The sequence below is a fragment of the Cobetia sp. 5-25-4-2 genome, assembly GCF_013374075.1.
GTDB classification, from domain to species: domain Bacteria; phylum Pseudomonadota; class Gammaproteobacteria; order Pseudomonadales; family Halomonadaceae; genus Cobetia; species Cobetia marina.
Genome location: NZ_BLWK01000010.1, coordinates 115,384 through 137,736 on the forward strand (window position 1 = coordinate 115,384; position 22,353 = coordinate 137,736).

18 protein-coding genes are annotated in these 22,353 nt (G+C 63.3%); 9 read left to right on the forward strand and 9 right to left on the reverse strand.

Annotation, left to right across the window (positions count from 1 at the left end; genetic code table 11):
• Positions 1–48 precede the first annotated feature (48 nt).
• From nth to HXS65_RS16510, 3 genes are all read left to right on the forward strand, one after another.
• Positions 49–684 (forward strand): endonuclease III, encoded by a 636-nt coding sequence (gene nth / locus HXS65_RS16500; protein ID WP_077374212.1) that lies wholly within the window; start codon positions 49–51, stop codon positions 682–684.
• A gap of 149 nt (positions 685–833) precedes the next feature.
• On the forward strand, positions 834–3,041 hold the full coding sequence (locus HXS65_RS16505) for an EAL domain-containing protein (protein WP_176494416.1): 2,208 nt from the start codon (positions 834–836) through the stop codon (positions 3,039–3,041).
• Positions 3,042–3,236: 195 nt separating this feature from the next.
• A complete protein-coding gene (locus HXS65_RS16510) occupies positions 3,237–3,524 on the forward strand; it encodes a hypothetical protein (protein WP_077374218.1) in 288 nt (95 codons plus the stop codon).
• Positions 3,525–3,625: 101 nt separating this feature from the next.
• Here HXS65_RS16510 and HXS65_RS16515 read toward each other — a convergent pair whose 3' ends face one another.
• Entirely contained in the window at positions 3,626–4,960 is a 1,335-nt protein-coding gene (locus tag HXS65_RS16515) for an NCS2 family permease (protein WP_084208211.1), read from the reverse strand.
• A 477-nt stretch (positions 4,961–5,437) separates the two neighbouring features.
• Between HXS65_RS16515 and HXS65_RS16520 the strand changes: the two genes are divergently transcribed.
• Positions 5,438–6,331 (forward strand): sulfurtransferase, encoded by an 894-nt coding sequence (locus HXS65_RS16520; RefSeq protein WP_077374227.1) that lies wholly within the window; start codon positions 5,438–5,440, stop codon positions 6,329–6,331.
• Positions 6,332–6,485: 154 nt separating this feature from the next.
• The gene (gene asd / locus HXS65_RS16525) at positions 6,486–7,394 is read left to right on the forward strand and encodes an archaetidylserine decarboxylase (RefSeq protein ID WP_176494417.1); all 909 of its coding nucleotides are present in this window, start codon (positions 6,486–6,488) and stop codon (positions 7,392–7,394) included.
• Between the two features lie 484 nt (positions 7,395–7,878).
• On the opposite strand, the gene epmA is transcribed toward asd, so the two are convergent.
• Both epmA and efp read right to left on the reverse strand, forming a co-directional pair.
• Positions 7,879–8,955: an EF-P lysine aminoacylase EpmA gene (gene epmA / locus HXS65_RS16530; RefSeq protein WP_375782218.1), complete on the reverse strand. Its 1,077-nt coding sequence runs from the start codon at positions 8,953–8,955 to the stop codon at positions 7,879–7,881.
• A 120-nt stretch (positions 8,956–9,075) separates the two neighbouring features.
• Entirely contained in the window at positions 9,076–9,642 is a 567-nt protein-coding gene (efp, locus tag HXS65_RS16535) for an elongation factor P (protein ID WP_077374233.1), read from the reverse strand.
• 93 nt (positions 9,643–9,735) lie between these two features.
• On the opposite strand from efp, the gene epmB reads away from it, so the two are divergent.
• Together epmB and HXS65_RS16545 are read left to right on the forward strand one after the other, a co-directional pair.
• Complete coding sequence (epmB, locus tag HXS65_RS16540; RefSeq protein ID WP_176494418.1) at positions 9,736–10,902, forward strand: EF-P beta-lysylation protein EpmB; 1,167 nt, start codon at positions 9,736–9,738, stop codon at positions 10,900–10,902.
• Between the two features lie 187 nt (positions 10,903–11,089).
• Complete coding sequence (locus HXS65_RS16545) at positions 11,090–11,449, forward strand: 5-carboxymethyl-2-hydroxymuconate Delta-isomerase (RefSeq protein ID WP_077374236.1); 360 nt, start codon at positions 11,090–11,092, stop codon at positions 11,447–11,449.
• Between the two features lie 107 nt (positions 11,450–11,556).
• On the opposite strand, the gene HXS65_RS16550 is transcribed toward HXS65_RS16545, so the two are convergent.
• The 6 genes from HXS65_RS16550 to pgi form a co-directional block, all read right to left on the reverse strand.
• Positions 11,557–11,805 (reverse strand): TIGR02647 family protein, encoded by a 249-nt coding sequence (locus HXS65_RS16550; protein WP_077374239.1) that lies wholly within the window; start codon positions 11,803–11,805, stop codon positions 11,557–11,559.
• 221 nt (positions 11,806–12,026) lie between these two features.
• Complete coding sequence (gene serB / locus HXS65_RS16555; RefSeq protein ID WP_077374242.1) at positions 12,027–13,238, reverse strand: phosphoserine phosphatase SerB; 1,212 nt, start codon at positions 13,236–13,238, stop codon at positions 12,027–12,029.
• A 67-nt stretch (positions 13,239–13,305) separates the two neighbouring features.
• Positions 13,306–15,582 (reverse strand): DNA topoisomerase IV subunit A, encoded by a 2,277-nt coding sequence (parC, locus tag HXS65_RS16560; protein ID WP_077374245.1) that lies wholly within the window; start codon positions 15,580–15,582, stop codon positions 13,306–13,308.
• A gap of 125 nt (positions 15,583–15,707) precedes the next feature.
• Positions 15,708–17,588, reverse strand: coding sequence for a DNA topoisomerase IV subunit B (gene parE, locus HXS65_RS16565; protein ID WP_077374248.1), 1,881 nt, complete (start codon positions 17,586–17,588; stop codon positions 15,708–15,710).
• Positions 17,589–17,742: 154 nt separating this feature from the next.
• Positions 17,743–18,489, reverse strand: a complete 747-nt coding sequence (locus HXS65_RS16570; protein WP_077374251.1) for a YqiA/YcfP family alpha/beta fold hydrolase — start codon at positions 18,487–18,489, stop codon at positions 17,743–17,745.
• Between the two features lie 139 nt (positions 18,490–18,628).
• Positions 18,629–20,332 (reverse strand): glucose-6-phosphate isomerase, encoded by a 1,704-nt coding sequence (pgi, locus tag HXS65_RS16575; protein ID WP_084208205.1) that lies wholly within the window; start codon positions 20,330–20,332, stop codon positions 18,629–18,631.
• A 204-nt stretch (positions 20,333–20,536) separates the two neighbouring features.
• On the opposite strand from pgi, the gene cmoA reads away from it, so the two are divergent.
• Positions 20,537–21,283: a carboxy-S-adenosyl-L-methionine synthase CmoA gene (gene cmoA, locus HXS65_RS16580; RefSeq protein WP_077374257.1), complete on the forward strand. Its 747-nt coding sequence runs from the start codon at positions 20,537–20,539 to the stop codon at positions 21,281–21,283.
• Between the two features lie 31 nt (positions 21,284–21,314).
• The gene (cmoB, locus tag HXS65_RS16585; RefSeq protein WP_176494419.1) at positions 21,315–22,343 is read left to right on the forward strand and encodes a tRNA 5-methoxyuridine(34)/uridine 5-oxyacetic acid(34) synthase CmoB; all 1,029 of its coding nucleotides are present in this window, start codon (positions 21,315–21,317) and stop codon (positions 22,341–22,343) included.
• The last annotated feature ends 10 nt before the right edge of the window (positions 22,344–22,353 follow it).

Consider the following 22,353-nt stretch of genomic DNA (forward strand, 5'->3'; position numbering starts at 1 on the left):
CTCCAGACAGACACTGACCGAACCTCGCCGACCTGACACCGAGCTGCCATGAACGCCCAGAAACGTCTCGAGATCTTCACCCGCCTGCGCAACGAGAATCCAGAGCCACGCACGGAGCTTGAGTGGTCGACGCCCTTCGAGCTGTTGATCGCGGTCCTGCTCTCGGCCCAGGCCACGGATGTGGGTGTCAACAAGGCCACCGCCAGGCTGTATCCGGTCGCCAATACCCCGGAGAGCATTCTGGCGCTGGGCGTCGAGGGACTGAAGGAGTACATCAAGACGATCGGGCTTTTCAATACCAAGGCCGAGAACGTCATCAAGACCTGCCGCATGCTGATCGAGCAGCATGGAAGTGAGGTGCCGCAGACCCGCGAGGCACTGGAAGCGTTGCCCGGCGTGGGCCGCAAGACCGCCAACGTGGTGCTCAACACCGCCTTCGGTCAGCCGACCATGGCGGTGGACACGCACATCTTCCGCGTCTCCAATCGCACGCGAATCGCGCCGGGCAAGAACGTGCTGGAGGTCGAGCACAAGCTGATGCGCCATGTACCGAAGGAGTTTCTGGTCGACGCCCATCACTGGCTGATCCTGCATGGCCGCTACACCTGCGTGGCACGCAAACCACGCTGCGGCAGCTGCGTGATCGAGGACCTCTGCGAGTACAAGGACAAGGTAGACCTCTAACACATCAGAACACCAGGCGTTATCGGGGGGCTTGACCATGCGTGGCCGGCAGGCGTGAACGTTGACTGAGCGAGGACCCCGCCTCCCTGCCTATTCAACCGAGCGGCAACGTAGACTGGAGGCTGTCTCCATCGCCCCGGGAACCCGCCATGGCCGCACCTTCCGATGCCGAGGGACGCCACCCTTCGCATTCAGAAGTCTCCACCGAGACCCTAGCGTCTGACGACGACAGCCTGCATGCACGACTGCAGGCCATGTCGTCACGTCTCGAGGCGCTGCAAGCCGAGAACCATCTGCTGCGCACGCTGGTCGATACCCATCCCGACATCCTGTTCATCAAGGATGCCAAGGGGCTGTTTCGCTTCGCCAATCGCACCCTGACCGACTTCTACGGCACCACGCTCGAAGACATCATCGGACGCGACGACAGTCATTACACCGGCAATACCGAGCAGAGCCGCTTCTTCCGCCGCAGCGTGGAGCAGGTGCTCAGCAAGTTCGAGCGTGAGCAGGTCTTCGAGGATGCCACCGACGGCACCACCGGCGAGATCAATCATTTCCGCTCCATCAAGCAGCCCTTCCATGACATTCATGGCAAGCCGCTGGTCGCCGTGCTGGCGCACAACATCACCGCGGAAGTCCGTGAGCATGAGCGCAAGAGCCGTCATATCGATCATATCTATGACACCTCGCTGGAAGGCTTCTGGGACTGGAACATCACCAACAGCTCCGTGACGCACAATCGGCGCTGGTCCGAGATCCTGAACGTCCCCCACGACGAGCTGCACAACAGCCTCGAGGAATTCGCCAGCCTGCTGCATCCCGAGGACACGCCGGAAGTCATGGTCGCCATCCAGGACTGCCTGGAAGGCGGGACACCCTACTACCATCGCCATCGCATGCTGACACGGGACGGGAATGTCGTCTGGGTCATCGACAAGGGGGACGTGATCGAGCGTGATCACGACGGCACTCCCCTGCGCATGATCGGTTCCATCACCGACATCACGCGCATCGTCGAATCAGAAGCCCTGCTGCATCAGCACAGTCGCTTCGACCCTCTCACCAAGCTGGCCAATCGCGCCACGCTGATTGATGCGCTGCAGCAGGCGATCATCATCACGGACGCCAGAGACACTCACGGGGCGCTCATCTTCATCGACCTGGATCACTTCAAGAAGATCAATGACCTGCTGGGGCATACCACCGGCGACCATCTGTTGATCGAAGTGGCCCACCGTCTGACCGGCCAGGTGCGAGAGACGGATCTTGTCGCGCGCTTTGGCGGGGACGAGTTCGTCATCCTGGTACAGCCCTTGAGCCATGACCCGCAGGCAGCCTGTCGTGAACTGGATGAGCTGATGGAACGTCTGCAGCAGGCGCTCAACCAGCCCTATACGCTCTCCGACCCGCAGTCGCAGCCACTGGATCATCACAGCTCGGCCAGTCTGGGCAGCATCATGTTCCATGATCGCGCCCTGAGTGCGGAGGAGCTCATCCGCCGCGCCGATATCGCGATGTATCGCGCCAAGGAAGCCGGACGCAACCAGACCGTGCGCTTCGACCCCAGCATGCGCGTGGAGCTTGAGCGGGCCGTGCAGCTGGAAAATGACCTGCGTCGCGCCATCGAGCACGAAGAGCTTTACATGGAGCTTCAGCCGCAATTCGACAGAGGGCTCAAGCTGGTCGGCGCTGAATGCCTGTTGCGCTGGCGACATCCTCGGTTCGGCAACATCTCCCCCTATGAATTCATCCCGCTGGCCGAGAAGAGCCAGCTGATCGACAGCCTCGGCGACTGGGTACTGGAACAGGCCTGCAGGCTGCTGGCGGGCTGGCAGAACGGCACCGGTTTCGCCGAGCTCTATCTATCTGTCAATGTCAGCGTCAAACAGCTGGAATCACCGCACTACGTCAGCAATGTCGCCAGAACGCTCGGCCAGCACACCCTCTCCCCTGAATACCTGCAACTGGAACTGACCGAGAATGTCTTCGCGACCGACATGCCAGCCACGGTGGCACGCATGCATGAATTGCGCTCGCTGGGACTGCGGCTGTCACTGGATGATTTCGGCACCGGCTTCTCCTCGCTGACCTACATCAAGCACCTGCCCTTCGATGAGCTCAAGGTGGATCGCAGCTTCGTCAATGATCTCGAGAACGACGAGATGAACCGCCGGATGGTGAACTTCATGGTGCAGCTGGGGCATGAACTGGGCATGTGCGTGGTGGCGGAAGGCGTTGAGACCTCCAGACAGCGAGAGCTGCTGCTGGAGATGGGCTGCGACGCCCTGCAGGGCTACCTGATGGACAAGCCCATGGGAATCGACGATTTCACCGCCAGGTACCTGGACACCTGATGCTGCAAGAGTGGGAGTGGGACTTGGAGTGAGAGTAAAAGTGAGAGTGAGAGTGAGAGTGAGAGTGAGAGTAAAAGTGAGCGGGTGAGTGAGGAGTGACGCTCGGGCCCACATGCCGCAGTGCAACAGCACGACAGCGCCCAGGCCGCATTCATGGCACACTGTGGCCTCTTTTCTGTCCGGATACCGTGCGCAATGGAAGACTTCTTCAACTGGATCGGCACTCAGCTTGGCGCCGCCATCCGCTTCATCGTGGAGGGCCTGAGCGGCTTCTTCGCCAATTTCGACGACGCCCTCAAGGGATTCTTCAGTGGTCTGGCCGGTGAGCTGGGCATGAGCACCTCCCTCTTCAGTCTGCTGGGCCTGGTGTTCGGGCTATATCTGCTGTTCAAGGGCGTCACGTCACTGCTCAGAGGCTCGATCATCGGCGGCATCCTGCTGGTGTTCCTCGGACTGACCTTCCTGGGCTGGATGATCGCCTGATCGCGCCACCTCATCGGCCATAAAATAATCCCGCCAGTCCGAGACTGGCGGGATTATTTCGTTCTCGACCGAGAGAAGGCGTCCGACGCAATCGCGTCCCCTCAGCCTTCCAGCAACAGCAGGATCGACAGCGCGAACAGCACCCACATGGTCGGGCGAATCTCCCGCGCCTTGCCGACCCCCAGCTTGATGATCACGAAGCTCAGGAAGCCGAACACGATCCCGTGGGTGATGGAGTAGGTCAGCGGGATCATCACCATGGCGATGAAGGCCGGAATCGCATCATCGAACTGGTGCCAGTGAATCTTGCGAATCGGCTCCATCATGAACACGCCGACCAGAATCAGCGCCGGCGCGGTGGCGATGGCAGGCACCAGCGACAGCAACGGCGCCAGGAACAGGAACGGCAGGAAGCACAGTGCCACGACCACGGCGACGAGACCGGTGCGCCCACCCTGGCTGATACCGGCCGCCGATTCGATATAGGCGTTGGCAGGGCTGGTGCCCAGCGGTGCGGAGACCAGCGCCGAGAAGGCATCGACCATCATCGAGCGACGGATGTTGCGCGGGTCACCATTCTCATCCTTCAGATTGCCCGCCTCAGCGACCGCCATGAAGGTGGACAGAGCATCGAAGAACACCGTGAACAGGATGACGAAGATGAAGGGCACGTAGGCGATCTTCAGCGAGCCCATGAAATCCAGTGCCAGCAGGCCGCTGAAATCAGGTGCCGCGAAGATGCCGGTGAAGTTGACCAGCGTCGGCTGCGCGATCTCGGGCGGGAAGTAGGCAGTCCCGTCCCCCCACAGACGGCCGATGGTGGCCGCCATCAGGGTGGTCGCCACGATGCCGATGATCAAGGCGCCATGGATACGTCTGGCGACCAGAACCGCCGTCAGCGCCAGCCCGATCATGAAGATCACCAGCGAGGGCGTCATGGGGGCGACACTGACCACGGTGACGGGGTTGGATACGATCAGCTTGGCATTCACCAGCCCGATCAGGGTGATGAACAGGCCGATACCGCAGGCAATCGCATAGCGCAGCTGAGCGGGAATCGCATCGATGACCAGACGTCGCACGTTGAACAGCGCCAGGATGGCGAAGATGACACCCGCCCAGAAGACGCACCCCAGCGCGACCTCCCAGCGCATGCCGGTCCCCAGCACCATGGTGTAGGCGAACAGGGCATTGATGCCCATGCCCGGTGCCACCAGGATCGGATTGCGGGCGTACAGTCCCATCATCAGGCTGCCGAAGAAGCTGACCAGCACGGTGGCGGTCAGTGCGGCACTGAACGGCATGCCCGTAGCGGACAGAATGCCGGGATTGACCACGATGATGTACATCGAAGCCAGGAAGGTGGCAATGCCTGCCAGCACTTCCGTGCGCGTCGTGGTGCCTTCGGCGCGAAGTGAAAAGAGGCGCTCGAACAAGGTGAAACTCCCGTGGACTAGGTCGCGATTGGTTGGAGACAAGACGGATTTCACTGCAGGCGTTTCAGAGGCTGTGTGCTTTGCAGGACACTGCCGGATGTGGCGATTCGTCCCTGACAGGCAGGGACGGACAGACGCCGCAGCACAAGGCACGGATGCGCCAGAGCATGGCACCAGCGCAAGGCACTGCGAATGACGCACCGTCTCCGTGCATGACGCTGTGCATGACGACCAGCGCTCGCCACCACTTGCGCGTCACACTCTTCGCCCAGCATGTGACGGGCAGCATTATAGACGCAAAGTCAGCACGAATTGAGCGTTTCTCGCCAGGACCGCTGCAGGGGCGCATGGCGATGCCTGCCATCTACCGCCTGGCGTCCGCCATCTGCCCCGCAAGCCGCGACTTGACGCCACTGGCCGCCAGCATGCCATGATGCTCACAAGGATCATCCCCATCGATGAAGCAAGGACCACGCCATGTCACCCTCCTCTTCCCAGTCAACGTCTTGCGACCCGACGGCCTCCGCCTCGTTCAGCTCCGAGCAGAACCTGCTGCCCTTGATCGTCGAGCCTGCGCAGCTGCTGCCGCTGCTTGACCACCCGGACATCGTGATCGTCGATGTTCCGCTCAAGGCCGAGAGTCATGCCAGTCATGTGCCCGGTGCACGCCTGCTCGACTTCAAGCGCCTGGTCGGCAGCAACGAGGACGAGATCCCCGGCGTGCCGAGCCCACAGGCGCTGTCCGACATCATGTCCGAGCTGGGCATCACGCGGGACAGCCATGTCGTCGCCTATGACGACGAAGGCGGTGGCTGGGCAGGTCGTCTGCTGTGGACCCTCGCGCTGCTGGGCCATACGCGCTTCAGTTATCTCAACGGCGGTCTGCATGCCTGGCAGGGTGAAGGACTTGCCCTGAGTGAGGCTGCCAGCGAATGGCAGGCCAGCGAATATCACGCCGCCTATGTCGATACCAGCGTGATGGCGACCCGCGAGGACATTCTCGAGCGCCTGTCCGCCGAGGCCCCCGAGGAGAAGGTCGTGGTGTGGGATGCCCGTTCACTGGAGGAGTATCGCGGAGAAAAAGGCCAGAACGCGCGTCTTGGCCATATCCCCGGCGCCGTGCACTTCGAGTGGACCGAGGCCATGGACCGCGAGCGCGACCTGCGCATTCGTGACTATGCCGAGTTGATCACCGAGCTGGGCGCGCGGGGCATCAGTCCCGAGCAGCATGTGGTGACGCACTGCCAGAGCCACCACCGCTCAGGCCTGACCTGGCTGGTGGGGCGTGCACTGGGGTTCGAGGACATTCGCGCCTATCCCGGTTCCTGGAAGGAATGGGGCAATCGCGAGGACACGCCGATAGAACGCTGAGCGGCCAGAGGGGGCTCGCTGCTGCCCCTGCCTGCCCCCGCGCTTGAGCGGCCAATGACGATGGGCTAAGGTGCTGCCAGCCTGCTGGCCGCCATCTCGTTGGTCAGCGCCCGCCCTTCGGGGCGGGCTTCTCTTTTCTGCAAGGATCAACATCGTGGATCGTGCCAAGCTGTTCTCTCTGAGCCAATACCCGTTACCCCAGCACCTGATCTCACGCCTCATCGGGCGCATCGCCGCCTGCGAGAATCCGTGGGTCAAGAACACCTTCATCGAACGTTTCATCAAGGCCTACGACGTCAACATGAGCGAGGCGCTCGAGGAGAATCCGCGCGCCTACGCCTGCTTCAACGACTTCTTCACCCGTGCCCTCAAGCAAGAGGCCCGCCCCATCGAGGAAGGACTCGTCTCGCCTGCCGATGGTGTGCTGTCGCAGTTCGGAGCCATCAGCCACGGCACCCTGGTGCAGGCCAAGGGTCAGGCCTTCTCGCTGACCCAGCTGCTGGGTGGCAGCGAGGAGCGTGCCGCCCCCTTCCGCAACGGCCGCTTCGCTACCGTCTATCTGTCACCGAAGGACTATCACCGCGTCCACATGCCCCTGGCGGGCCGCCTGGTGGAGATGGCCTACGTGCCGGGACGCCTGTTCTCGGTCAATGAAGCCACCGCCACGCATGTGCCGGGCCTCTTCGCCCGCAATGAGCGCCTGGTCTGCATCTTCGAGACCGAACACGGCCCGATGGCCATGGTGCTGGTCGGCGCGATGATCGTCGCGGCGATCAAGACCGTGTGGAGCGGCCAGGTCACGCCACTGTCCGGCGATGTCGAGACGACCCGCTTCGATCAACTCATCGAGCTGGCACGGGGCGCCGAGATGGGTCGCTTCCAGCTCGGCTCCACCGTGGTGATGTGCTTCCCGGACAGCGTCGAGTTCGATGACACCCTGATGCCGGGCCAGAAGGTCAGCATGGGGCAGTCACTCGGCATGCGGCCAGCCTCCTGCGAGTCGCAGGTCGCTGACGAGTCGGCCCTCGGCAATGAGGAAACCTTCGCGCCAGACAGCGAATGACAGGCAGGAGCGCTGCCGAAGGCAATGGATGACACATAAAAAAGGGAAGCCGCCAGGCTTCCCTTTTCAACTGAGGCACCAGTATCAACCGGCCCCCTCTGGCATCCTTGCACGTCAGCATCTCGCCAACGTGCCTGGACATGCCTGTTCGTCCAACTGCGAGTCTTCCTCCCTGAATGGCGTAGTTCTCTTGAGGCTCTACTGCCGGAATCTCTCATGAGCGGCTCCGAGAAGCTCATGCGAGACCCCTGTCGACACCTTGTCACCATGCCCGATGAAAGGCGCCCGACAGCCACTCCTTCGGTCATGTGAATCGCCTCACCCCGTGCCGATCGATGGAGCAGGTACCCAGAGGGAATGTCTGCCCCGCTACGACGCCGGTATGACGACATCAGACTCCCTGTCTGATACCTGCAGTCTAGACGACTCAGATGTCCCTAGCGTGTCAAAGATAAACGCAATTGCTTGCGAGCAACGTGACACCTCAAGCACGTGCTGCCGGAAAGGCAACCACTGCGGCAATATCACGCTCACCCAGTGCCAGCATGATCAGACGATCCAGCCCCAGCGCCACACCACTGCCTGCCGGCATCCCGGCGTGCAAGGCGGCCACCAGGCGATGGTCTGCCGCGACCTGCGGCAGGCCTGCCGCATGACGCTCGGCATTGTCAGCCGCGAAGCGCGATGCCTGCTCGGCGGCATCGGTCAGCTCATCGTAACCGTTGGCCAACTCGATCCCTGCGACATACGCCTCGAAACGCGAGGCCACCCAATCCCCTTCAGCATCCCGATGCTTGCGTGCCAGCGCCGCCTGAGCCGCGGGATAGTCCGTCACCAGCTCCACGGCGCCCTGTCCCAATGTCGGCTCGATCACCAGACTCATCAGCGCATCCAGGCAGGTCTCATGAGACCAGTCACTGGCATCGACAGCGCACTCACGCCCGCATGCCGCGCGTACCTCGTCCAGAGAAGCACTGAACGGGTCCAGTGACAGCACTCGCCGGAAGAGATCACGGTAGGCCGTGACGGCAGGACCAGTCCCCGAGGCGTCTGATGCCCCAGAGGTGTCCAGCAGCGACGACTTGCCGGTCAGCTGCGCCCCGAGCGCCATCACGCGCTGGATCAGCTCACAGGTTTCCTCTCTCAGGCCCTCGAGACTCATGCCGGGGCGATACCATTCCAGCATGCAGAACTCGGGATTGTGGCGACGACTGACCTCACCATCGCGGAAGGCACGCGCGATCTGGAAGATCGGCCCGCTGCCGGCCGCCAGCAGACGCTTCATGTGGAATTCCGGCGAGGTCTGCAGCCACATCGGCACCCGTTCACGCTCACCGGGCAGTTGCAACGACGATGACAACGAGGCCAGCCCCACGTCGGTCGAGCCAGCCTGCCCCAGCACCGGCGTCTCCACCTCCAGCACCTCACGCTCGGCGAAGAAGGCCCGCACCTCATTGATCAGTCGTGCGCGCTGCTCGAGGCGCTCTCGCGTCGCGGTGGGCGCCCAGTCTTGCGGCAAGGGAGTCTGGGGAGAATCAGAGGAAATATCGACGTCTGACATGGCGAGCTCGACGAGTGGATCAGCAAGGAACAGTGGCCAGCCTGCAGGATTGACCGGCACAAACGATGATGCCCCGCACGAGGCGAGGCATCAGAGGGGTCACGACGTGAGCGAAAAGGCTCAGGCGCGCGAGACGTACTCGGCGCTGCGCGTATCGACCTTGAGCACTTCGCCCTGGTTGATGAACAGCGGGACACGCACCACGGCACCGGAAGACAGCGTCGCCGGCTTGGAGCCACCGTTGGCGGTGTCACCCTTGAGGCCCGGATCCGTCTCGACGACTTCCAGCTCGATGAAGTTCGGCGGAGTCACCGCGATCGCGTTGTCATTCCACAGCGTGATGGTGTAGACGACCTGCTCTTTCAGCCACTTGATGTTGTCGCCCAGCGCCTTGCCATCGACGGCATACTGCTCGAAGGAGCCATCGGTACGCATGAAGTGCCACATTTCCCCGTCGGTGTAGAGGTATTCCATGTCGACTTCCATGACGTCGGCAGCTTCGATGCTCTCACCGGACTTGAACGTCCGCTCCCACACACGACCGGTCTTCAGGTTGCGCAGCTTGACGCGATTGAAGGCCTGCCCCTTGCCCGGCTTGACCAGCTCATTGTCAACGATGGCACAGGGGTCATTGTCCAGCATCACTTTCAGACCGGACTTGAATTCGTTGGTAGAATAATTGGCCATCTTGCTCGCTCTCGACTCGTTAACGGGTCTTGCCCGCCATGAATTCCAGATTGCCGCCTCACGGGCAGCAACCATGACTAAGAAGTGATGCGCATGATAACCCGAACCTCGCCATCCTTGCATACCATCACGCATGAGACGTGCGAAAGTCACGATGTGACACCCCTCGCACTCCACTCGAGTCCGCGCGGTGACTGGCGTGCACAGCTGCGCGACGTCATTCGCTCTCCCGAGGCGCTGCTGGACCGCCTGGGACTGGATCACGAATGGCTTTCCGGCGCCAGCGACGGCCATGCCCTGTTCTCGATCCGCGTTCCCGAGGCCTATGCCAGCCGCATCCGCCCAGAAGACCCGAATGACCCGCTGCTGCGTCAGGTGTTGCCACTGGACAGCGAGACGGACGTGCTCGACGGCTATGTCACCGACCCGCTGGAAGAAGCGGAGCACACCCCGCTCCCGGGACTGATCCACAAGTACACCAACCGGGTGCTGCTGATGGTCAGTGGTGGCTGCGCGATCAATTGCCGCTATTGTTTCCGGCGCCATTTTCCCTATGAAGACCACCAGCCCAGCCGCGCGCAATGGCAGGACATTCTCGACTACCTGCGCGCCGATGAGCGCATCCACGAGGTCATCCTCTCGGGTGGCGACCCGCTCGTGTCTCCCGACAGGCGACTGGCCTGGCTGGTGGAATCATTGGGCGAGATACCGCATCTCAAGCGTCTGCGTATCCACACCCGCCTGCCGGTGGTGATACCGGATCGCGTCAATGCCGAGCTGCTGGACTGGCTGAAGGCGACGCGACTGCAGAAGGTGCTGGTCATCCACAGCAACCACGCCAACGAGCTGGACACGGAGGTCGCCGCGGCCATGACACGCCTCAAGGCAGCCGGGGTCACCCTGCTCAACCAGAGCGTCATCCTGCGCGGCGTCAATGACTCGGTGGAAACGCAGACGGCCCTCGCCGAGCGACTGTTCGAGTGCGGGGTGCTGCCCTACTACCTGCATGCCTTCGACCCCGTCCAGGGCGCCGCCCACTTCGCGGTCAGCGATGAAGACGCCTGCGCCCTGATGGAGGCACTGCTGGAGCATCTGCCCGGCTTCCTGATGCCACGGCTGGTACGCGAGATCCCCGGGCGCCGCTCCAAGACGCCCCTGAGTGGTGCTCACTCCCCGGGCCACCTCGCAGACCACGCCCAGACTGTCGGCCATGATGACCATCCGGACCCGACGAGAGCCACGCTGATTGCCCGCAGCTGAAATCCACCGATGAAATCCACCGATGAGATCAGCCGATGAGGTCAGACCTTGAGGTCAGCACTGCGCCATGCGCGGTGCGCTTGCGAAAATCTGCTACCATCGCGGCCCCATTTCGCTAGAATCGCTGGCCATCATCACCATCGGCACACGCCCCAAGAGGCGTGGCCACGCTCAAGGAGCCCATCACATGCCTCATCTCGTCATTGATTATGCCGACAGTCTGGCCCCCAGCCTCGACATGGACGCGATCATGGATGACCTGCATGCCGCCGCCATGCAAAGCGGCCTGTTCAAGGAAAGCGACATCAAGGTGCGCGCGGAAAGCTGGCGTCACTGGCGCCTGGCGGGCAATCAGGCACCGCTGGCGCACAAGCATGGCTTCGTCAACCTTCACTGCCATCAGCTGGAAGGCCGAAGCGATGACGACAAGTCGCGTCTGGCGGATATCCTGATGGAAGCCCTCAAGCCGCACTGCGAGGCCGCTCGCGAGGTCAGCGTGGAGATCGTCGAGATCACGCGCGCGACCTATCGCAAGCACAAGGCCTGACCCCTCAGGCGATAACGCAAGACGCCCCGCCGGCAGGCTGCCGCGGGGCGTCTTGCGTTATTGCACCTGCCCCGTATATCGCCGTATCCGGGGCTCATGCGCGGTGTTCAGGTCCCTGTCATGGCCTGGGGAACGTGCAGCAGATCGTTCAGACGATGGGCATGCTCGGCAGCCTCACGACCCACGGAGGTCAGATAGCCACCATCGGGCAGCGTGGTCAGGCCCTTGGCGTGCAGACGTTCTGCCGCAGCGACCATGTCAGGACTGGCATCGTGGCGAATCTTCAAGCCCTTGAGGGCGGCGTCATGCGGGAACAGACACAGCAGGTGCAGTTCATCGTCATAGGGTGACGGCATGGGCAAACTCCTGACGGCGTGGCGAATGGCGTTTTGGGAGGGCGACAACAGACAGACTCCGAGTCGTCGGCGTCTGTCACCAGTCTAGTCACCGTGCGCAAAACCACCCTGCTGCTTTGGGACTAGACCCCGTCCCATCCGCCCCGAACATCGAAAACGCCCCCACCGCAACCGCGGTGAGGGCGTTTTCGATGAGGCACCATCAGGCACTCACTGCAGACTCAGTGCTTGAGGTCCTGCTGGCGGTAGCCCATCAGATAGAGCACGGCATCAAGCCCCAGCGTCGAGATCGACTGACGCGCCTGTTCACGTACCAGCGGCTTGGCGCGGAAGGCGATGCCCAGCCCCGCTTCAGCAAGCATCTTGAGGTCGTTGGCACCATCCCCGACGGCGATGGTCTGCTCCATGCGCAGGCCGTGACGCTCGGCGATCTCGCGCAGCAGCAGCGCCTTGCGCTCGGCATCGACGATCGGTTCACGCACCTCACCGGTCACCTTGCCATCGACGATCACCAGCTCGTTGGCGTGGATCTCATCGAAGCCCAGCAGCTGCTGGAGGTGACGCGCGAAGTAGGTGAAGCCACCGGAGAGAATCGCGGTGCGATAGCCCAGCGCCTTGAGATTGGCCATCAGACGCTCGACCCCATCCATCAGCGGCAGGTTGGCGGCGATCTCCGCCAGCACCGACTCGTCCAGCCCCTTGAGCTTGCTCATTCGCTCACGGAAGCTTTCCTGGAAGTCCAGCTCACCGCGCATGGCACGCTCGGTGACTTGCGAGACTTCCTCGCCGACACCATGACGACGCGCCAGCTCATCGATCACCTCGGTCTTGATCAGGGTCGAATCCATGTCGAAGCAGATCAGGCGGCGATGACGACGCCAGATATCGTCTTCCTGGATCGCGATATCGACACCATGCAGCGCGCCCAGCGCCAGCGCCTTCTCGCGCAGCGCATTGATGTCGGTCTCGTGCTCCGGCAGGCGCAGCCAGCACTCGACACAGGCGCCTTCGGCCGGTGACTCGCCATCCAGCGGTTCACGCCCCGACAGGCGATGCATCAGCTCGACGGTGATACCGAATTCCGCCGTCAGGCCGCCGACCTCGGCGAGAATGCCCGCCGGCAGCCGCGGCGCCAGCAGCGTCAGAATCCAGCGCGGGCGCTCCAGCTGATGGCTCCAGCGTGCATATTCCTCGGCGCCGACCTGCACGGCCTGCACATCCAGTCCCAGCTGTTCCCCGGCAGCACTCAGCGCCGCTTCCAGTTCGGACTGCGCCTCCAGTGCCACCAGCGCTTCCAGCGACACAAGCCCGAAGGTCACGCTCTGATTGATATCCAGCAGACGTGCGCCACTGCGGGCCAGCGCCTGACCGAGCCCTGCCAGCTGTCCCGGACGAGCCGCACCGGTGGCGCGGATCAAGATACGTTGTGTCATCGGAAAATCGTTCCTGAGCAATGAATCATCAAGAGGTTACCTCCAGGGCAGCTCGCCACTGGCATCATCAACTGTCTACGGCCAGACGATCGACCTTCTGGAAGCCCTTGGGCAACTTGCTGCCGCGTCGGCCACGCTCGCCACGATAGTAGTCAAGATCCGCGCCCTTGAGCAGCGTCTTGCGCTTGCCGGCGTGCACCACCAGCGTGGCCCCGGCAGGCACGACCACCAGCGAGCGCACGAATTCCTCACGATTGGCGGCGCGTTCGCCCGGAATCGACAGCATCTTGTTGCCCTTGCCCTTGGACATTTCCGGCAACTCGGCGAGCGGGAAGACCAGCAGACGCCCTTCGTTGGACACCACCGCCACTTCCAGCGGCGCGGCATCCCCCTGCGCCGTCTCAGGCACCTCGGGGATCGCCACCGGCGGCAGTACCGCACAGCCGCGCGGCAAGGTCAGCGCGGCCTTGCCGGACTTGTTCTTGCCGGTCAGCTGCTCGAGCGTGGTCACGAAGCCATAGCCACCATCGGAGGCCAGCAGATAGCGCGCCGAGGGTGCGTCGAGCAGCAGCCCGACCATCGAAGCCCCCGCCGCCGGATTCATGCGCCCGGTGATCGGCTCGCCCTGCCCGCGCGCACTGGGCAGATTGTGCGCGGCCAGGGTGTAGGCGCGCCCGGTGTCATCCAGCAGCACCAGCGGCTGATTGGTCTTGCCGCGCGCCGCCAGATGGAAGCGGTCGCCGGCCTTGTAGGACAGGCCTTCGGGGTCGATATCATGCCCCTTGGCGGCGCGGATCCAGCCCTTCTCGGACAGCGCGACGGTGATCGGGTCGGCGCCCATCAGCTCGACTTCCGACAGCGCCTTGGCCTCGCCGCGTTCAACCAGCGGCGAGCGACGTGCATCGCCGAAGTCAGTGGCAGCCTGCTCAAGCTCACTGTCGATCAGGTCCGTCAGGGCCTCGTCATTGCCCAGCAGATGCTTGAGGTGCTTGCGCTCGCGCTTGAGCTCGTCCTGCTCGCCCCGCAGCTTCATCTCTTCGAGGCGTGCCAGGTGACGCAGACGCAGCTCGAGGATCGCCTCGGCCTGACGCTCGGAAAGCTGGAAGGTCTCGATCAGGCTGGCCTTGGGGTCTTCCTCCTCGCGGATGATGCGAATCACCTCGTCGAGATTCAGGTAAGCCGTCAGCAGCCCCTCGAGGATATGCAGACGATCCTCGACCTTGGCCAGACGATGCTCGAGGCGGCGACGTACGGTGGCACGACGATAACGCAGCCACTCGGCCAGCATCTCGTGCAGCGCCATCACGCGCGGGCGACCCTTGAGGTCGATGACGTTCATGTTGACGCGCGCGTTCTTCTCGAGATCCGTGGTGGCGAACAGGTGCGCCATCAGGCCTTCGATATCGACCCGATTGGAGCGCGGCTGAATCAGCAGGCGCGTCGGGTTCTCGTGGTCGGACTCATCGCGCAGGTCCGCGACCATCGGCAGCTTCTTGGCCTGCATCTGGGCGGCGATCTGCTCGATCACCTTGGCGCCGGAGACCTGATACGGCAGCGCCGTGATCACGATATCGCCTTCTTCCAGCACATAGCGGGCGCGCATCTTCACGCTGCCACGACCGGTGCGATAGAGCTTGGCGAGGTCGGTGCGCGGCGTGATGATCTCCGCCTCGGTGGGGAAATCCGGTGCCGGCAGGAAGTCCATCAGCTGATCGCTGTCGGAGTCCGGGTTGCGCAGCAGGTGGCGTGTGGCGGCCACGACTTCATGCACGTTGTGCGGCGGAATGTCGGTCGCCATGCCCACCGCGATGCCGGTGGTGCCGTTGAGCAGCACATTGGGCAGACGCGCCGGCAGCACCTTGGGCTCGTTCATGGTGCCATCGAAGTTGGGCACCCAGTCGACGGTGCCCTGGGAGAGCTCGGACAGCAGCACCTCGGAATATTTCGACAGACGCGATTCGGTGTAACGCATGGCCGCGAAGGACTTGGGGTCATCCTGGCTACCCCAGTTGCCCTGCCCATCCACCAGCGGATAGCGATAGCTGAACGGCTGCGCCATCAGCACCATGGCTTCGTAACAGGCGCTGTCACCATGCGGGTGGAACTTGCCCAGCACATCGCCGACGGTACGCGCCGACTTCTTGTACTTGGCGTTGGCCGTCAGGGACAGCTCGCGCATGGCGTAGACGATGCGGCGCTGTACCGGCTTCATGCCATCACCGACATGCGGCAGGGCGCGGTCGAGAATCACGTACATCGAGTAGTCGAGGTACGCCTTTTCGGTGTAGTCACGCAGGGCCAGACGTTCGACGTCACCCTCCGCGACCTGGATATCCATGCTCATGGGCACTTGACCTTGATTACGAGCGTAAAACCGGGGAGCGCCTGACTGTGGCGCTCCCGAAAGAATGCTGTCGCGCAGCTTGTCTGGCTTTCGAAGTTCAAAGGCTGTGAAAGCTCAACCGATGATCAGACCTCGATATCGGCCATGTTGCCGTAGTCCTCGAGCCAGCTCTTGCGATCACTGGCGCGCTTCTTGGCCAGCAGCATGTCGAGCATCTCGTGGGTGCCGTCATCCGCACTGCGCGTCAGCTGCACCAGGCGGCGAGTGTCCGGTGCCATGGTGGTCTCGCGCAGCTGCAGCGGGTTCATCTCACCCAGCCCCTTGAAGCGCTGCACGTTGGGCGTGCCACGCTTGCTCTCGAGCTGCTTGAGGATGTGCGCCTTCTCGCTCTCGTCCAGGGCGTAATGGACTTCCTTGCCCAGGTCGATGCGATACAGCGGCGGCATGGCGACGAAGACGCGCCCGGCATCCACCAGCGCCGGGAAGTGCCGCACGAACAGCGCGCACAGCAGCGTGGCGATGTGCAGGCCATCGGAGTCGGCATCCGCCAGGATGCAGACCTTGTGGTAGCGCAGCTTGGTGAGATCATCCGAGCCCGGGTCCAGCCCGATGGCGACCGCGATGTCGTGGACTTCCTGGGAGGAGTAGATGTCATGCGACTCGACTTCCCAGGTATTGAGGATCTTGCCGCGCAGCGGCAGGATCGCCTGGGTCTCGCGGTTGCGACCCTGCTTGGCGCTGCCGCCGGCGGAGTCCCCCTCGACCAGAAACAGCTCACTGTCGGCAGGGTCGGAGCTTGAACAATCCGAGAGCTTGCCCGGTAGCGCAGGCCCGGAGGTCACCTTCTTGCGCGCGACCTTCTTGGCGCTCTTCAGACGGCGCTGGGCCGCCGAGATCACCAGTTCCGCCAGCGCCTCGGCCTGGTCGACATGATGATTGAGCCACAGCGAGAAGGCGTCCTTGACCACCCCGGAGACGAAGGCCGCGACGCTGCGCGAGGACAGGCGCTCCTTGGTCTGGCCGGCGAACTGTGGATCGAGCATCTTCACCGACAGCACGAAGGCGGCGCGCTCCCACAGGTCATCCGCACTCAGCTTGACGCCACGCGGCAGCAGACTGCGGTAGTCGCAGAATTCCTTGAGCGCCTCGAGCAGGCCGGAACGCAGGCCATTGACGTGGGTGCCGCCCAGCGGCGTGGGGATCAGGTTGACGTAGGGCTCCTGCACCAGCTCGCCGCCTTCCGGCAGCCACTGGATGGCCCAGTCGACGCCATGCTCCTCATCCTCGAAATGACCGACGAACGGCGATTCCGGCAGTCGCTCGAAACCATCGGTGGCGCCGAGCAGATAGTCGCGCAGGCCATCCTCGTAATGCCAGGCCGTCTCGCTGCCATCCGTCTCGGTCAGCACAACCTTGAGCCCCGGGCACAATACCGCCTTGGCGCGCAGCAGGTGACGCAGGCGCGCCATCGCCAGACGCGGACTGTCGAAGTAGCTCTCGTCCGGCCAGAAACGCACCAGAGTGCCGGTATTGCGCTTGCCGACGGTACCGATCTGACTCAGCTCCTCGACCTTCTCGCCATTCTCGAAGGCAATGCGCTGACGCAGACCCTCACGGCAGACTTCCACCTCAAGGCGTGTCGACAGGGCGTTGACCACCGAGACCCCCACGCCGTGCAGGCCGCCCGAGAAGCGATAGCTGTCCTGGGAGAACTTGCCCCCCGCGTGCAGCTTGGTGAGGATCAGCTCGATCCCGGTCACACCATGCTCGGGGTGGATGTCAGTGGGCATGCCACGACCATCATCCGCCACCTCGATACCGCCGTCTTCCAGCAGCTTCACGCGCACTTCCTTCGCGTGACCCGCCAGCGCCTCATCGACGGAGTTGTCGATGACTTCCTGGACCAGGTGGTTGGGCCGAGTGGTATCGGTATACATGCCGGGCCGCTTGCGGACCGGTTCGAGGCCGGAGAGAACCTCGATGGAACTGGCGCTGTACTGACTCATCGCAGCCTTGTGTCCTTGGTGTTGACGTCCGGCAGACGCATCACGGATGGCGATGCCTCTGCCTGATTTTCTGAAGAGAGTCGCCGCTGGCCGAACGATCCGATGACGGATTCATCTTCCTGTCCGGCCCGCACGCCCAACCGTCCTCGACACGTTAGCAGGGTGCGACGTGGAAGGATGTCGCAAGCGACGGGGCCAGACGATGGCCGGCATGCGCCATGATGGCAGGCAGGTACTCCGCCAGTCTGGCAAATCCATGATCCCCTCCCGGCGTGAGGATCAGCCGGCAATCCTGATAGAGGCTTGCGGCATCGTTGACGTCCAATGTCTCGTCCGCCGTGGCAAGCAGCACGAGGGTGCGCTGCGGCGTGACGGGGATCGCTTCCAGTGCGGCCAGCGCCGGACCGAATGCTTCGGTGACGGTGAAGGACTCGCCGGTATAGGGGTTGGCGTGGGTCGACCCCAGCCATGCCGTGACGAGCCTGACCGGGCGCACGGCTGGGTTGATCAATACCGTGCGCGGCCCCTGACGCCATACGCTCTGCTCGCGGCCCTGGGGTCCATCGAGTCGCGCAGCCTCACGCGCGGCAAGCCAGGTGCTCAGAAAGCCACCCATGGAGCTGCCGATCACCACGATGGCGTCGTCACAGGCAGGGTCAGCCGGGTCGAGATCCAACTGCGCGCAGAGCGCCTGGTAGGCCTCCTCCACCACCGCCTGCCCGGCAGCGGGTTGAGGTGGGATGTCAGGCGCGACGCAGGGCAGACCGAATTCGGCGGCCGCACGCTTCATCAACTGCGCCTTGGGCGAGCAACTGGCCGAGTTGAAACCATGCAGGTACAACACGCCCCTGACCGGAGGAACGACAACGCCTGCCTGCGCAGGGTAATGGGGACGGCTCATCAGCGCTCCCGACACGCGCGAACCGAACGGCTCACGCTCGGTTCGCGGCAAGGTGTCTAGTGTAAACGATTGATTCCCATATAGGATAGCGAGAATACTGTATAAATCAACAGAGGATGATCACCTGCGTGATCCCCCGTCAGCGCGGGTCCTGCCCCTGGGCGGCCCACACGGACTCGATCAAGGCACGACTGGAAGCGTCCAGCTGCTCGAAGCCTTCTCCCGTGGTCATGGTCGCTTCCGTCGCGGTGGCGATCTGCTTGCCCAGCTCCACGCCCCACTGATCGAACGGATTGATGTCCCAGATGGTGGCCTGGACGAAGACCTTCTGCTCGTAAAGCGCGATCAGGGCCCCCAGGGTTTCCGGCGTCAGCGCTTCCAGCAGCAGGGTGGTCGAGGGCTGATTGCCACGATAACGCTTGTGATTCGGCTGGGCCTCGTCACCCGGTATCGCGTCATCGCCCAGCATCAGCACGCGCGACTGGGCAAAGCAGTTGGCCAGTGTCAGACGGTGCTGCGCCTTGAGGTGGGCACGGGTCTCGGCGTCCTCGACATGGTCATAGCGACGCATCGGCGCGATGAAGTCACATTCCACTGCCTGGGTACCCTGATGCAGCAGCTGATAGAAGGCATGCTGGGCGTTCGGGCCCAGCTGGCCCCACAGCACCGGGCAGGTGGAGTAATCGACCATCTCGCCATCGTTGGTGACCGACTTGCCGTTGGATTCCATTTCCAGCTGCTCGAGGTAGCTGGCGAAGTATTCCAGGCGACCGTCGTAGGGCAGGATGGAGTGGGCGCGAATATCGAGGAAGTTGTTGTTCCAGATACCCGCCAGCGCCAGCAATACCGGCAGATTGTCTTCCAGCGGTGCGGTGCGGAAATGCTCATCCAGCTCATGCGCCCCCGCCAGCAGGCGACGGAAGTTGTCCATGCCGACATTGAGCGCGATGGGCAGTCCGATGGTGCCCCACAGCGAGTAGCGCCCGCCGACCCAGTCCCAGAACAGCAGCTGATGTTCCGGTGCGATACCCCACTCGCTCATCTTCTCCGGCTTGGCGGATGCGCCGATGAAGTGCTGGCGATTGATCAGCCCTTCCAGACGGCCTTGCGGGTCAAGGCGCGACTTCAGCCAGTCACGCGCGGTGCGCGCATTGGAGAGCGTGTCGATGGTGGAGAATGACTTGGACGACAGGATGAACAAGGTGGTTTCCGGGCTGAAGGACTGCAGGTAGTCCGCCAGCTGTGAGCCATCCATGGTCGAGGCGAAGTGCACGCCGACCTCATGGACGCCCTTGGGACGGCAATCGCTCAGCGCGCTCGAGACCATCAGCGGCCCCAGGTCCGAGCCACCGACCCCCAGATTGACCACATCGGTGATCGGCTTGCCGGTGGCACCACGCCACTGCCCGCTATGGAAGGTCTCGACCATCTCGGCGAGCCGCTCGAGGCTCTCGTGGATGGCAGGTACCACATCCTCGCCATCCACCTCGAGACTTGCTGAGCGTGGCAGACGCAGGGCCGCGTGTAGGGCCGGGCGATCTTCCGAGCGATTGACGTGCTCACCGGCCAGCAGACGCTTGATGCCCTGCTCGACACCGGTTTCCCGCGCCAGCTCCAGCAGCAGCTCCAGGGTCTCCTGCTTGAGCCGCTGCTTGGAGAGATCCAGGCGCAGGCCCGCGGCAGAACGGGTGAAGGTCGTCACTCGATCGCGCCCTTGCGCCGCATCCTCGGCGAACAGGTCCTTCAGGTGCACATCGGCCATCTGCTCCTGATGATGACGCGCGAGGGCCTGCCAGGCCTGACTGTTACGGCGGGCAGAACGTGCAGACGATGGAGTGGACATGGCCACCTCTCTCCTTGAAGTGTCGCGACCGGCCCTGCGTGGCCCGGTCAGAAATCGGTTGATGGAAGCATCATCGGCAAGCCGCGGCGGGTGCGTCAGGCACCTCGAATGCGTAGAATGGCGGGCCCAGCAGGGCACTCAGCCCAGCCGCTCCCCGGCCAATGGCATGTCGCCCAGGCCCTCTGCCCGATGAAGCCTTGATCCATGAGTGATGCATCTTACCGTGACGCGATATTTACGACACCCCTTGACCGTGTTGCCAGCTTCTCCTTCGACGAACAGGTCGTCAGCTGCTTCCCGGACATGCTGCGCCGTTCGGTGCCGGGGTACGGTCAGATCATCGCCATGCTGGGGCTGATGGCCCGCGCTCACCTGCGCCCTGGCGCACGCGTCTATGATCTGGGCTGCTCGCTGGGGGCTGCCAGCATGGCACTGGCACGTGAGATGGCGGCCCAGGACATCGAGATCGAAGCCGTCGATCTGTCCCGGCCGATGGTCGAGCGCGCCAGCCGCGAGCTCGCCGACGCCTTCCCGGACCATCGCATCAACGTCAGTGAAGCCGATATCCGCACCCTGGAGTACCAGCCTGCCGGAATGATCGTGGTCAACTTCACCCTGCAGTTTCTGCCGCCGCAGGACCGCGACGCCGTGATCGACAAGCTGTTTGCGGCGCTGGAGCCCGGCGGCGTGTTGATCCTGTCCGAGAAGATCATCAGCGACGACCCGGTCGAGAACGCCTGGTTGATCGAGCGCTATCATGACTTCAAGCGCGCCAACGGCTACTCCGACCTCGAGATCTCGCAGAAACGCGAAGCGCTGGAGGACGTGATGAAGCCCGACAGTCTCACCACTCACCATGCGCGCCTGGCACGCGCCGGCTTCGCGCGCAGCCACACCTGGCTGCAATACCTGAACTTTGCCTCGATGGTCGCTTTCAAAGCCGCCGAATGACCGCTACGCCTGCACGGACCCGACCCAGCGCATGAGCATCTCCCCCTACGATCGTGATCTTTACCGCGCCTTCACCGAGCTTGCCTGTGAGCCAGGCGCCGTCGGTGACGGCTTCGCCCGCTGGCTGGGCGCCCTGCCCGAGCAACTGGCCAAGGGTCTGGACCGCAAGCGCCATGCTGACCTCAAGGCCTGGCATGGGGCACTGGAGAAGCTGCCGAAACTACCTGACGAGCGCGAGGTGCAGCTGGATGCCGACCGTGTGGGCGCATGCTTCCCGACAGGCCTGAGCACGGGGCAGCAACGCCAGAGCGAGAATCTGCTGCGCGCCATGATGCCGTGGCGCAAGGGCCCCTATCAGCTCGACGAGATCCATATCGATACCGAATGGCGCTCCGACTGGAAGTGGCAGCGCCTCGCGCCGCATCTGTCGGATCTCACTCACCGTCGCGTGCTGGATGTCGGGGGCGGCAATGGTTACCACGGCTGGCGCATGGTCGGCGCTGGTGCCGCCTTCACGCTGGTGATCGACCCTTCCCCGCGCTTCTACTGCCAGTTCCATGCCGTGCGTCACTTCATCGGCGCGGATCACCCCCAGGGGCGCAACCTGCACTTCCTGCCGGTGGGCATCGAGGACGTCCCCGCGAAGATGGCCGCCTTCGACACCGTGTTCTCGATGGGGGTGCTCTATCATCGCCCCTCGCCGATGGACCACCTATTCCAGCTGCGCAATGCCCTGCGCCCCGGCGGCGAACTGGTGCTGGAAACCCTGGTGGTGGAAGGTGACGTGACGACGGTACTGATGCCCGGCGAGCGCTACGCCGCGATGCCCAACGTCTACTTCCTGCCGTCCTCCCGGGCGCTGGCCCACTGGTGTGAGCGCGCCGGTTTCAAGGACGTGCGCATCGTCGATGAAGCGGTGACCACGCTGGATGAACAACGCTCGACCGACTGGATGACCTATCACTCGCTGAGTGACTTCCTCGCCCCTGACGACCCACGCCTGACCCGTGAAGGCCATCCGGCACCACGGCGTGCAGTGCTGATCGCCACGCGCGCCTGATCTGCGCAGC